Annotated in this window: 11 protein-coding genes and 1 CRISPR repeat array; of the genes, 8 read left to right on the top strand and 3 right to left on the bottom strand. The window is 59.2% G+C overall.

Annotation, left to right across the window (positions count from 1 at the left end; translation table 11 throughout):
* Positions 1-57: 57 nt before the first annotated feature.
* The gene (locus MEFOE_RS07200; protein ID WP_067053097.1) at positions 58-429 is read right to left on the bottom strand and encodes a YigZ family protein; all 372 of its coding nucleotides are present in this window, start codon (positions 427-429) and stop codon (positions 58-60) included.
* Positions 430-511: 82 nt separating this feature from the next.
* Between MEFOE_RS07200 and MEFOE_RS07195 the strand changes: the two genes are divergently transcribed.
* The 5 genes from MEFOE_RS07195 to MEFOE_RS07175 are packed head-to-tail and all read left to right on the top strand — an operon-like array spanning position 512 to position 4,197.
* Positions 512-1,015, top strand: a complete 504-nt coding sequence (locus tag MEFOE_RS07195; protein ID WP_067050324.1) for a plastocyanin/azurin family copper-binding protein — start codon at positions 512-514, stop codon at positions 1,013-1,015.
* Between the two features lie 6 nt (positions 1,016-1,021).
* Positions 1,022-1,969 (top strand): radical SAM protein, encoded by a 948-nt coding sequence (locus MEFOE_RS07190; protein WP_067050321.1) that lies wholly within the window; start codon positions 1,022-1,024, stop codon positions 1,967-1,969.
* A 28-nt stretch (positions 1,970-1,997) separates the two neighbouring features.
* Positions 1,998-3,245 carry a Glu/Leu/Phe/Val family dehydrogenase gene (locus tag MEFOE_RS07185; RefSeq protein WP_067050317.1) on the top strand — a complete coding sequence of 416 codons (1,248 nt, stop codon included), beginning with the start codon at positions 1,998-2,000 and terminating at the stop codon, positions 3,243-3,245.
* Entirely contained in the window at positions 3,246-3,569 is a 324-nt protein-coding gene (gene cutA, locus MEFOE_RS07180; protein WP_067050314.1) for a divalent-cation tolerance protein CutA, read from the top strand.
* A gap of 7 nt (positions 3,570-3,576) precedes the next feature.
* The gene (locus MEFOE_RS07175) at positions 3,577-4,197 is read left to right on the top strand and encodes an SOS response-associated peptidase (protein ID WP_083523371.1); all 621 of its coding nucleotides are present in this window, start codon (positions 3,577-3,579) and stop codon (positions 4,195-4,197) included.
* 1 nt (position 4,198) lies between these two features.
* Here the strand turns inward: MEFOE_RS07175 and MEFOE_RS07170 are convergent, their stop codons facing one another.
* Positions 4,199-5,005: a proline dehydrogenase family protein gene (locus tag MEFOE_RS07170; RefSeq protein ID WP_067050309.1), complete on the bottom strand. Its 807-nt coding sequence runs from the start codon at positions 5,003-5,005 to the stop codon at positions 4,199-4,201.
* 47 nt (positions 5,006-5,052) lie between these two features.
* A complete protein-coding gene (locus tag MEFOE_RS07165) occupies positions 5,053-6,618 on the bottom strand; it encodes an aldehyde dehydrogenase family protein (RefSeq protein ID WP_235809586.1) in 1,566 nt (521 codons plus the stop codon).
* Between the two features lie 361 nt (positions 6,619-6,979).
* Positions 6,980-7,273: direct repeats of the CRISPR family, unit length 32 nt; unit sequence GTTTCAATCCACGCACCCGTGAAGGGTGCGAC.
* Between the two features lie 321 nt (positions 7,274-7,594).
* Between MEFOE_RS07165 and MEFOE_RS07160 the strand changes: the two genes are divergently transcribed.
* The 3 genes from MEFOE_RS07160 to cas8c are packed head-to-tail and all read left to right on the top strand — an operon-like array spanning position 7,595 to position 12,349.
* A complete protein-coding gene (locus MEFOE_RS07160; protein ID WP_067050306.1) occupies positions 7,595-9,778 on the top strand; it encodes a CRISPR-associated helicase/endonuclease Cas3 in 2,184 nt (727 codons plus the stop codon).
* A gap of 4 nt (positions 9,779-9,782) precedes the next feature.
* Positions 9,783-10,451, top strand: coding sequence for a type I-C CRISPR-associated protein Cas5c (cas5c, locus tag MEFOE_RS07155; protein ID WP_268872618.1), 669 nt, complete (start codon positions 9,783-9,785; stop codon positions 10,449-10,451).
* A complete protein-coding gene (gene cas8c, locus MEFOE_RS07150) occupies positions 10,448-12,349 on the top strand; it encodes a type I-C CRISPR-associated protein Cas8c/Csd1 (protein ID WP_067050303.1) in 1,902 nt (633 codons plus the stop codon). The genes cas5c and cas8c overlap by 4 nt, the downstream gene beginning before the upstream one ends.
* Positions 12,350-12,351: the final 2 nt, after the last annotated feature.

Raw genomic sequence — 12,351 nt, 5'->3', positions numbered from 1 at the left:
TCACAGATCGAGATCGACGGCCGCAGAGAAAAGAGCGGCGGTACAGGCAGGGCGGCGTCACCGCTCGACATACCGCGCCGCCGCCCCCTCCCCCGCGTCCCTGAAGGCCCGCGTCACGCCGCCGGGGCCGAGTTTGATCCCGCCGAAGACCCGGGAGACGACGAGGGCATGACTGTCGAGGAAATACTTTTTCAGGACTTCGAGGAGGGCCTTGCCCGGATGCCCCACCTCACGGTCGTTCTTGAAGGACTCGACAGGGACGGCACCGTCCCGAAACCTGACGGCCGCACAGTGGTGGGCGGCATTCCGGTATTCCTTCCCGTGGGCCGCAAGGATGCCGTCAAGGTCCGAAGGATCGTCGATCTCGTAGAGGTGCGCGTAAAAACGTGACTTCTTTACCTCGTACTTGACTGCCGCACATTCCCGCATACTTAGAGAGGGGGAGGGGACGGTGAAGAGACGCACGCCTGTCGGGGAAAGGTATATAGAGTACAGTTGCCCTCCCGCCATCATGCATGGCAGATATGGTCTTCCGGCCCTGATCCTCGTTGTCGCCGCCCTCGTCCTCTTCGCCGGGTGTACGGGCGGGCAGGGAGGAGGGACGCCGACTCCGATAGAGACGACCCTCCCGACCATCACCCCCGTCATAAACGAGACGCCGACCCTGACGACGAACATGACGGCAAACGAGACTGTCACCGCCACCCCGCGGCCGCCCGCGGGACCTGTCGCCCTCACCCTGACGGCTGAGGACTTCGCCTTCGACCGCTCCACCATCGAAGTCCCGGCAGGAGCGAAAGTCACCATCACCTTCGAGAACAGGGACCCCGGTGTCGAGCACAACGTCGCCTTCTACGAGACGAGCGCGGCCGAGGACGTGATCTTCAAAGGCGACCTTGTGACAGGGCCGGGCACGGCGACGTACACCTTCACCGCGCCGTCTGAACCGGGAACGTACTTCTTCAGGTGCGACCCCCACGCCACGAGGATGCGGGGCGACTTCGTCGTCACATAACTGGTCATGGGACGGAGAGCGCCGTCGTATATCGGTCTCCTGAAGAGAGGGGAACTGACCCGGCGTGCCGCGGAGGCGTGGGAATGCCACTCCTCCTGCACCCTCTGCCCGCGGCAGTGCCGTGTGGACCGCCTCCACGGAGAGGTGGGCTTCTGCCGGAGCGGGAGTCTCCCGAAGGTGGCGAGTTTCGGCCCGCACTTCGGTGAGGAACCTGAACTCGTGGGGAGGCACGGGTCAGGGACGATCTTTTTTTCCAGCTGCACAATGCGGTGTCAATACTGTCAGAACTACGAGATCAGCCAGTGCGGCGCCGGGCGGGAGATCCCCTGCGACGACCTTGCCCGGGTCATGCTCGCCCTCCAGGACGACGGGTGCCACACCATCAACCTCGTCTCCCCGACCCACTTCGTCCCCCCGATCGTTGCGGCGCTCCTGACCGCCGCCGGAGAGGGCCTCGCCCTCCCTCTCGTCTACAACACCGGCGGCTACGACTGCGCGGCGACCATCCGCCTCCTCGACGGTATCGTCGATATCTACATGCCCGACGCCAAGTACGGCGACGACGAGACCGCACGCAGACTCTCCCATGCCCCGCACTACACCAGGTACATGCAGGAGGCGATCAGGGAGATGCACGGACAGGTCGGCGACCTCGCCGTCGATGAGGAGGGGATTACCGTCCGCGGCCTGATCATCCGCCACCTCGTCCTCCCCGACGGCCTTGCCGGAAGCCGCGAGGTCTTCCGCTTCATCGCGCAGGAGGTCTCGACGGAGAGTTACGTGAATGTCATGGCCCAGTATCGGCCGGAATGGCACGCCGCAGAGAGAGGACGCGGCCTCCCCGACGGCCTCGGCCGCGGGGTCACGAGGGCCGAGTATTACGAAGCCCTCAGAGAGGCCGAAAAGGCCGGTCTCCACCGGGGGTTCCCCCACCCCCCGCCCACAGGTTTATGAGGTCACAGGGAAATGCAGGTCTGTTTCCATGACCGAGATCAACCTCTTTGAGACTGTCAAGGGGCACATCTGCCAGTGCGCCTATGACCTCCGCCTTGCCCCGGATGTCGAGGCGATCCTGAAGACGCCGATGCGAGAGTTCAACTTCTCCATCCCAGTCAGGATGGACACCGGCCGGATCAGGACATTCCAGGCATTCAGGGTCCAGTACAACGACGCACGCGGGCCGACGAAAGGGGGGATACGCTTCCACCCGGACGAGACGATCGACACGATACGCGGTCTCGCGGCACTGATGGCCTGGAAATGCGCTCTCTTCAGCCTACCTCTCGGCGGTGCGAAGGGCGGGATCGTCTGCAACCCGAAGGTCCTCTCGGAGGGAGAACTCGAACGGTTGAGCAGGGGGTATATCATGGGAGTTTCCCGGATCATCGGGCCGCACACCGACATCCCGGCCCCGGACGTCTACACCGGTCCAAAAGTCATGGCCTGGATGATGGACGAATACTCGCGGATCGTCGGAAGGACGACCTTCGGGGTGATCACCGGCAAACCCCTCTCCGTCGGGGGGTCGGAAGGGCGGGACGACGCCACGGCGCGGGGCGGGTGGTACGTCGTCGCCGAGGCGGCAGAGGACGCGGGCATCGACCTCCGCGGGGCGACCGTGGCGGTTCAGGGTTTCGGGAACGTCGGCACCCATGCGGCCGTCCTCGGCCAGTACCTCGCCGGCGTGCGGGTGGTGGCGGTGAGCGACAGCAAAGGCGGCGTCCTGAACAGGAACGGCCTTGAGGTGAGGAGGCTCGAAGAGCACAAGGAGAGGACAGGGAGCGTCAGGGACTTTCCCGGTGCGGAGAATATCACCAACGAGGAACTCCTCGCCCTCGACGTGGACATCCTCATCCCCGCAGCACTGGAGAACACGATAACTGCCGAGAACGCACCACAGGTCAGGGCAAAGATCGTTGCGGAGTTTGCGAACGGCCCGGTCACCACCGACGCCGAAGCGGTCCTCAAGGAGAAAGGGATCGTGATCGTCCCCGACATCCTCTGCAACGCAGGCGGGGCCGTGGTCTCCTACTATGAGATGGTCCAGAACCTCAGCATGGACCACTGGAACGCCGCAGAGGTGGACAGGAGGCTGAAGACGATGATGACCTCCACCTATCACGCGGTCCACGAGACCGCCCAGAAGAAGAACTTCACCCTCAGGCAGGCGGCGTACACCATCGCCGTCCGCAATGTCGTCGAGGCGATGGTCGCGCGGGGGTGGGTCTGAATGGAGGGGGAGATCGTCGTCGTCCTCTGCACCGCCCCGACGCGGGACGCCGAGAGGATCGCCGACCTTGTCGTCAGGAAGGGCCTTGCCGCATGCGTGAACATCATGGGGGTCGGTTCCATCTACCGCTGGGAGGGAAAGATCCGGCAGGAGAGGGAGGAGTTGATGGTGATCAAGACGACAGGCGACCTCCTCGAAGACCTGACAGAGACGATCGGGGGGGCCCACCCGTACGATGTCCCGGAGATCATCGCCCTCCCGGTCGTCGGCGGCCATGCCGACTACCTTGCATGGGTGAGAAAGTCGGTCGGGCAGAGAGACTAAGTACAGGATGCGCCGATACCCGGCCATGTGCGGACGCTTCACCATCGCCACGCCCGAGAGGATAGGCGTGCGTTTCGGCGCGGAGGGAGATGGATCCCTGAAAAGACCGCGCTACAATGCCGCGCCCGGCCAGGTACTCCCCATCGTTACGGGGGACGGGAAGCGGCGTATCCTCCCTGCTCGCTGGGGGTTTCCGGGCACGCCCCTGATCGTTAATGCCCGCGCCGAGGACCTCTCCGAAAGGCCGGTCTTCGCCCGCCTCCTCGACGGCGGGCGGTGCCTTGTCCCGGCCACCGGTTTCTACGAGTGGGACGCCCTGAAGAGGCCTTTCTATTTCACCTTGAAAGAGGAACCCCTCTTCGCCTTCGCGGGGCTGTACGATCGGGGGTCGTTCGTCATCGTCACGACGGACGCGAACGTGCTCGTGGCGCAGGTCCACTCCCGCATGCCCGCGGTCCTGGGGCAGGAGAGGGAGGCGGCATGGCTTGCCGGGGACGACCCGGCCGGACTCTTCGGGCCCGTCCCGGCGGAGACGATGACCGTGGCCCCTGTGGGAAGCAGGGTCAATGACCCGGCAAACGACGACCCCTCCCTCATCGCACCCCTGGCACAGACGCGGTGGTGGTGAGTCAGGGGAGGGGCGACCGGCCGAGGTCGCGGAGACGGTCGAGGTACTGCAGCCGCCGCGCCTCATATATCGATCCCCTCCGGCCGTACGGCACGTATTCGGAGACCTTCCAGCCGTCCGCGGCCATCGCCGTCTTGGTCTGGTCGGCAAGGCCCATCAGAAAGCCGAACTCCACCAGGTCGCGACTCTCCGCATGTGCGGTCAGCCATTCCACGAGGTCGGGGTCATGGGTTCCCACCGAGAAGGAAGTGCGAGACGAGAGGAGGGAGGCGGCCAGGGCCCGGAACTGCTGCTGGATCAACTCGAAGTTGCGAGTGTCGCCGAGGTATGCCCCCTTGACGAGCCGTGGCCTGATCCCGGCCTCCTCTATCGCACCGAGGTCGTCGGCGGCCCTCCGGAGATAGGCCTGGACGGCCAGCGTCACCCGGTGCCCTTCCCCGGCCATACGTCCTGCCGCTGCAAGGGTGAAGTCGACAAGGTTTCGCCCCTCCATGTCGATCTCCACCCTGACCCCTCGCCTCTTCGCCTCGTCCATGATGCGTCCGAGGTGCGCCATGCACCCGTCCCTATCGAAGACCGCACCAAGAGCGGAGAGTTTCACCGCGACCGAGGCGTCGAGCGCGTGCGCCTCGACGGCCCTGACGGCGGCACGGCACTCTGATGCGGCCTCCCGCGCGGCGTCACGGTCCTGCACGTACTCGCCGAGGGGGCTGATGCTGCAGCCGATGCCCTGGCGATTCCTCTCGTCGCACCAGAGCACCGCCGCGTCGAGGTCGGGAAGAAACCAGCGCCTGTCAGGACCTGCCATGACCGGGAATGGGCAGGGCGAGGGGAAAAAGGTTGGGGCAGGAGGGTTCAGAGGGAGGTCCGTGCCTGCTCCCTGAGGAAGGAGAGGAGATAGTACGGCCCTCCCACCCCTTTGCCGGTCGAACCACTCGCCATCCACCCGCCGAAGGACTGGTACCCCGGCCAGGCGCCGGTCGTCGCCCCGCCCTCTCTGTTCGCATAGCAGACGCCCGCACGGATGGTGTCGAAGAAGGATCTCACCTCGTCCTCGTCTTCGGAGAAGAGACCGGCTGTCAGGCCGTACTCCGTGTCATTGGCGAGGACAAGGGCCTCCTCAAGCGTCGTGAAGGTGCGGGCGCAGAGGAAGGGCACGAAGAGTTCTTTTTTCATCAGCGGGTGGTCCTGCGGGAGGCCGGCAGCGATGGTCGGGCGCACATAATAGCCCCGGGCCAGGTCGCCGTCGCGGAGCACCTCGCCACCGGTGAGGATGTGCCCGCCGTCCTGCCTGCAGAGTGCGACGGCGTCCTCGTAGGTCCGCAGGGCATGGGCCGAGATGAGCGGCCCGAAGAAAGTGTCCCGCCGCCGCGGGTCGCCGACCACCAGGTCTGCCGTCCGCCGGATCAGCGCCCGGCCGAACTCCTCGACGACGCTCTCCTGGATATAGAGACGCGACGTGGCGCTGCACTTCTGCCCGCCATAGCCGAAGGCGGCCCGCACCACTCCATCAGCGGCCTTCTCAAGGTCAGCCTTCTCCGTGACGATGCAGGGGTTTTTCCCCCCCATCTCGGTGATCACGGGTTTCGGGTAGTGCTGCTTCACGGCGAAGGCGCGCTGAAGCCACATCCCGGCCTCATGCGACCCGGTGAAGGCGATGCCGTCGACGTCGGGGTGGGTGGTGACGACCTCGCCGAAGGTGGCGCCCGGTCCGGTGACGAGGTTGACGGCGCCCGGCGGGACGCCAGCCTCCTCGAATGCCTCGTACAGCCTGATGCAGGAGAGAGGCGCGGCGCTCGAAGGCTTCATGACGATGGTGTTCCCGGTGAGCAGGGCCGCAGACGCCATCCCGGCCGCAAGGTCGAGCGGGAAGTTGAAGGGCGATATGACGGCCCAGACGCCGTGGGGCCTCATCACGCTGTAGTTCATGCCGCCCCGCACCTCGGGCGTCATCCTGAAGACGAAACTGTTGGCCCTGTCGTAGACCAGACAGTGGTACCGGATCATGTCGATCGCCTCGCCGACCTCGGCGACGGCTTCGGTCCGCGTCTTCCCGGCCTCAAGGGTGATCAGGGCCGCAAGGGCGAAGATCTCCTCCTCCAGGATGTCGGCAACGCGCCCGATGGTCTCGACACGCTCCTCGGGATCGGTCCGGCTCCATGCCGGGAAGGCCCCTTTCGCGACCCTGATCGCGGCTTCGGCCTCGTTTTTTCCTGCCTTCTGGAAGTGGCCGATCACGATGTCCCGGTCGATGGGCGAGCGCACCACGAACTCGTCGACAGGGGCGAACTCCTTGCCCCCGATATAGAGCGGGTGGCGGTGGCCGAGGGTGCGTTCGATCTCTGCGAGCGCTGCCTCATAGAACTGGTGCATGCTCTCGTCCGATTCAAGGGATACATAGGTAATCTTCTGTTTCATCATCTTCACCTCTCAGAGGCCCTCCATCGCCGCGTCGGGGATGGCAGGGCCGGTATCGATCCCGGCAGCGTCGCGGGCTTTCGGTCCGGGCGGCCCGGTACCGATATGAGAGTCCATGGTGAAGATATCAAGAGGATATATAATATTCCCTGCATGCAATGTGCTCAGGCAACACCGGGAGTCGGTGATGTGATTAGAAGGAACAGAATTGAGGCACCAATACAGGTGAGAAATAGTAAAATCCAGTGATCACCCTCCTGATACCCTCGCTGGCACTCCCCTAAAGAGATGACCGACAGTGATTTCGTCCACACCCCTGTGAAGGTGTGACTCCATTATCCAGGTAAGGTCGTATCAGGTACGGATTTCAATCCACGTACACGTGAAGGGTGCGACCTCCTCATGGCCTCCTCGGGCATGCGCATCGGGGTTTCAATCCACACACCCGTGAAGGGTGCGACTCAGCCAGGGCGTTGAGGACCTGTTTTCGCAGATGTTTCAATCCACGCACCCGTGAAGGGTGCGACGGTCTTCGCGGTGATCTGCCAATCGCCCTTCACGTTTCAATCCACGCACCCGTGAAGGGTGCGACAGATCATCGTCCAGACCGGAGGGGGCCGATCTTAGTTTCAATCCACGCACCCGTGAAGGGTGCGACGGTCTTTCCGCACTCAGTCGCACGGCCCTGCTTTCAATTCACACATCCATGAAGGATGTGACGTCAATGCGGTGATCGTTTTAATCTGCCTCTGGCTATTTCAATCCACACACCCCTTGACGAGTGTGACATCGTACATCAACCCCTGCGCCATGCTATCACCCGTATCTAACCATCATCTATCCTGAGAACCGTATGGATCACATAGGCCTTCAGGTCATGATGCCTGAGGTTTCGTTTCCTGACCACACACGCTTTTTTACCGGGATCAATGAGAAAATATTTTCGTGATGTATATTGCAGGTCATATGAGTTGCCCCTATGACATATTACGCCCATTCAACAGAGAACCCGGATAAAACAGACTGGCAGAGTCTGGAGGATCACCTGAAAAACGTAGCGAACCTTGCATCTGACTTTGCCCGTGACTTCAATGCCGCGGAATACGCATATGCCGGAGGTTTGCTGCATGATCTCGGGAAATATTCATCTGACTTTCAGAAGCGCCTTGAAGGTGCCAATATACGAGTCGATCACTCCACTGCCGGTGCAAAAGAGGCACGAACACTCTATCACCCTGCCCAGAGCCGAATTTTAGAGTATATCATCTCGGGGCATCATGGGGGTCTGTTAAATTATGGAAGCGACGAGAGTGGGCTTGAAGAACGCCTCCATAAAACGTACTTGCCCGATTATTCTGCCTACAGAGATGAAATAGCACTTCCGGATTTGAAATCGGTTCGTTTCACCCCGAAACCAATTTCGAAAAAGATCGGGTTTTCGATCTCATTCCACACCCGCATGCTCTATTCGTGTCTTGTCGATGCAGACTCTCTGGACACGGAGGCATTTACACAGCCTGACAGGTCCTCTCTCCGGGGGCAGTATGAGCCATGGGATCTCCTCTTCAAAAAATTTGAGGACCACATGGCCGCAAAAATGTCGGGTGCCGAAGAGAACAGGATCAACAGGTACAGAAGAGAGATCTATGAGCAATGTCAGGAAAAAGCCGCACTCCCACCAGGGATGTTTTCCCTGACCGTCCCGACGGGAGGGGGAAAGACCCTCTCCTCCATGGCATTCGCCCTTGAGCACCTGAAGAAAAACGGCCTGAAGAGGATCTTCTATGTCATACCGTACACGAGTATCATCGAACAGAATGCCGATGTCTTCAGGAAGATCTTCGGGAGCCGGAATGTGCTGGAGCATCACAGCAACTTTGACCCTGAAACCCTGGACCGGGAAAATTTCGTTTCAGGGGCTGAGATCCTCAAACTCTCCTCTGAAAACTGGGACATGCCGATTGTTGTCACCACAAATGTCCAGTTTTTTGAATCGCTTTTTTCCAGCAAAAGATCGAGATGCCGGAAACTGCACAGCCTGGCAAAGAGCGTGATCATTCTTGACGAAGCACAGATGCTGCCAACAGGGTACCTGAAGCCATGCCTCTCCGCATTATCTGAACTTGTCCGGAACTACGGCTCGACTGTCGTGATCTGTACGGCAACCCAGCCAAAACTCGGCGAGCTCCTGGATGAGAGTGTCAGACCTGTCGAGATCGTGCGTTCGCCGGAGGAACTGTACGGGGCATTCAGGCGGGTGCATGTGAGGGATCTCGGAGAACTGGATGATGCAGAACTCTCGGCCAGGCTGAAGGAGCACCGTCAGGTGCTCTGCATCGTCAACACCCGGAGTCATGCGAAGAAACTCTATGACGCACTCCCAGGTTCTGGGGCATGCTATCACCTGAGCGCCAGGATGTGCCCTGTGCACCGGAGGAAGGTACTGGCCGAGATCAAAACTTTGCTGGAAGAAGGCGCCGAGTGCCGCGTCATCTCGACACAACTTATCGAGGCCGGGGTGGACATTGACTTTCCTGTTGTCTACAGGGCAATGACCGGCGTCGATTCTATCGCCCAGGCCGCCGGGAGATGCAACCGTGAGGGAAGGTTGGCGTCAGGCGAGGTCTATGTCTTCAGATCGACCGAGCCCCATGGCAGGGCGACCAGCTGGCAGCGACGGGTCGCCGAGATCGGCGAGATGGTCCTCGACGGTGCCGATGACCCGCTCGCTCTGTCTGCTGTGGGTGAGTACTTCCAGAAACTCTATTTCTATGAAGGAGACGACGGCCTTGACAAAAAGCGGATCTTGCCGTCACTTGAAGACAGATGCAGGGAACTTGCATTTCCCTTTGAAGATATCGATGCGGCATTCAGCATCATCGATGAGGGCACAAAGGAGATCATCATTCCGTATGATGATAATGCCCGGTCAATCATACAGGAACTTCAAAATGCCATATATCCAGGGAAAGTTGCACGAAAACTCCAGGGATACACCGTCAGCGTCTATCCAAATGAGTTCAAAGAACTGGAACGCGCTCGTGCCATCGACCTCATAGGCGACCGATTTTATGTACTGAAGGATAAAGACGGTTACTCCGAGGAAACAGGACTCTTAAATAGAAACTTTAATGGATCGGATGGGTCATTACTGATTATTTAGGCTGGTGATTGTCATAGGGTACGGAGTTCGGTTAAAGGTCTGGGGCGATTATGCCTGCTTCACGCGGCCTGAGATGAAGGTCGAGCGGGTGAGTTATGATGTGATGACCCCGTCGGCGGCACGGGGGATCCTTGAGGCGATATACTGGAAGCCTGCCATCTGCTGGAAAATTGACAGGATCCACGTCCTGAATCCGATCCGGTTCGACAATATCCGCAGGAACGAAGTACTGGGGAAAATTTCCGCCGGGAACGTGAAATCCGCACTCAAGGGAGGAGACGTTTCTCTGTGCCAGGACGCAACAGAGGATCGTGTCCAGAGAGCGTCTCTCGTCCTCCGCGATGTGTGTTACTGCATAGAGGCCCATTTTGACCTGACAGAGAAAGCAGGCCCTGAGGATACGGTCGAGAAGCATTACAACATTGCACTCCGGAGACTGAGGAAGGGGCAGTGTTTCCATCACCCGTACTTTGGATGTCGTGAGTTTCCTGTTCAGTTCGAATGCATCGAAGGGGAGATCCCCGCGTCCTGCCATCGTGGGAATCAGGATCTCGGGATAATGCTCTATGACATCGACTTCGCTGACGATATGAAGGCCGTCTTTTTCCGGGCCAGCATGGTCGATGGTGTGATCGATGTGCAGACGTGCCGGGATGGTGGGGTCTTCTCGTGATCATACAGTCCCTCTGTCGCTATTACGACATCCTGGAGAAGGACGAAGGTGTGAAAATCGCCAGGCCGGGCTATAGCCAGGCAAAGGTTTCTTTCGCACTTGTCATCTCCCGTGGCGGCGAGGTGTCGCATATTGTCGACCTCAGGAGCGACGGCAAGAAACCGCAGCCAAAAGGAATAGACGTGCCACTCCAGATCTCCCGTGCCAATGGGATTGTCCCGTATTTTGCATGCGACAACGCAAAGTACGTCCTTGGTGTAGAAAAACTGAAGATCAAAGATTTTGAGAAGAAAATCACAAAAAATACCAGAGACGAAGATTCACAGAACACTTTGGTTCTGGAAAAAAATGACAAAGAAGTTGTCCTGGTGTATAAACGTTCCAGAGATTGTTTTGAGGCTTTCAAGGCCCTTCACCACACGATACTGGACACTCTGGACGACGCCGGAGTCAGAAGTTTCCTGAAGTTTCTGGACATGTGGAACCCAGAATCTTTCCTTGAGCATCCAAAGATCGCCGAATATAAGGATGATATTCTCAATGGCGGGAATCTGGTCTTCGAGTGCGAGGGGAATTACCTGCACAAGAACAGCGCTGTACGGCAGGCCTGGGAGAATTATATGTCCTCTGAAAAAGAGGGGAGCGATTCGACGGGCCAGTGTCTTGTGAGTGGGCGAGTGGAACCGGTAGCCAGATTGCATCAAAAAATCAAAGGGGTCGACGGCGCTCAGATGGCAGGGGCTTCGCTTGTCAGTTTCAATGATCCAGCCTTCGAGTCATATGGCAAAGAGCAGAGTTTCAACGCGCCCGTCGGCGAAACCTCGATGTTCAAGTACACGACGGCGCTGAACTATCTTCTTGATCGGCAGAATCCAAACAGGGTCCAGATAGCCGACACAACAACGGTATTCTGGGCGGAAACACGTGAGAAGTCCTGCGAAGACCTGGCAAGCTTTCTGATCAATCCCCGTGAAGAAAAGGCAGATCCCACAGAAGAGACGCCTGAGAGTTCCACCGTAAAGGATAGTGCGACCATTCAATGGGTCGGCGACATTCTCAGAAAGGTGAAGGACGGGCAGAGGTTACAGGAAACAGATCTCAAAACCGACCCCGAGACAAATTTCCATATTCTCGGCCTGTCCCCCAACAATGCAAGACTTGCAGTGCGGTTCTGGTACGCAGACCATTTCGGAAACTTCGTCACCAGGGTGGCCCGCCATCACCTGGATATGGAGATCGTCAGAGATGACTCAGGACCGAGATATGTTTCGGTGTACCGTCTGCTGAAGGAGACCGTCCCCCAGAGTTCTTCTAACAAGGTAGATAGCAAGGCAGTTTCGCCGCTCCTCGGTGGTCTGGTGATGCGATCGATCCTGGGGAACACACCGTACCCGATCCAGATGTACGGTGCAATCCTGAACCGGGTGAAGGTTGAGAGGTCGATAAACTATGTCCGGGCCGGATTTATCAAAGCCTATCTGTTGAGACGTGCTCGGTCCGGATCATCGAATGCAAAGGAGGAATTGATTACCATGAGTTTGAATGACGAGAGTCCAGATGTGCCGTATCGCCTTGGAAGGCTGTTTGCCGTCCTTGAAAAGGCACAGAATGATACGAACAGGGAGATGAAGAGCACCATTAACAGTAAGTACTTCAGCAGTGCGTCATCGACACCGGCTGTTGTCTTTCCTGTTTTGCTGAAACTTGCACAGCACCACATTGCCAAGTCAGAGTGGGGATTCAAGTCGAGCCAGGCCATCGAGGATATTTTAGCGGGGGTTGACGAGTTCCCTGCATACCTGAATCTCGAAGACCAGGGCATGTTCATGCTCGGCTATTATCATCAGCGCAAGGCGTTTTTCAAGAAGAAAGAGGAAGTTGCACCAGAGGAGGCGTGATT

The organism is Methanofollis ethanolicus (assembly GCF_001571385.1).
Classification (GTDB): domain Archaea; phylum Halobacteriota; class Methanomicrobia; order Methanomicrobiales; family Methanofollaceae; genus Methanofollis; species Methanofollis ethanolicus.
This window is presented reverse-complemented; position numbering and strand designations above follow the sequence as displayed.

Bases quoted from the DNA above. Each gene is read 5' to 3' on its own strand.
- MEFOE_RS07160 (WP_067050306.1), top strand. From the start codon at position 7,595: ATGACATATTACGCCCATTCAACAGAGAACCCGGATAAAACAGACTGG.
- MEFOE_RS07190 (WP_067050321.1), top strand. From the start codon at position 1,022: ATGGGACGGAGAGCGCCGTCGTATATCGGTCTCCTGAAGAGAGGGGAA.
- MEFOE_RS07170 (WP_067050309.1), bottom strand. From the start codon at position 5,005: ATGGCAGGTCCTGACAGGCGCTGGTTTCTTCCCGACCTCGACGCGGCG.
- cutA (WP_067050314.1), top strand. From the start codon at position 3,246: ATGGAGGGGGAGATCGTCGTCGTCCTCTGCACCGCCCCGACGCGGGAC.
- MEFOE_RS07200 (WP_067053097.1), bottom strand. From the start codon at position 429: ATGCGGGAATGTGCGGCAGTCAAGTACGAGGTAAAGAAGTCACGTTTT.
- MEFOE_RS07195 (WP_067050324.1), top strand. From the start codon at position 512: ATGCATGGCAGATATGGTCTTCCGGCCCTGATCCTCGTTGTCGCCGCC.
- MEFOE_RS07175 (WP_083523371.1), top strand. From the start codon at position 3,577: ATGCGCCGATACCCGGCCATGTGCGGACGCTTCACCATCGCCACGCCC.
- MEFOE_RS07165 (WP_235809586.1), bottom strand. From the start codon at position 6,618: ATGATGAAACAGAAGATTACCTATGTATCCCTTGAATCGGACGAGAGC.
- MEFOE_RS07185 (WP_067050317.1), top strand. From the start codon at position 1,998: ATGACCGAGATCAACCTCTTTGAGACTGTCAAGGGGCACATCTGCCAG.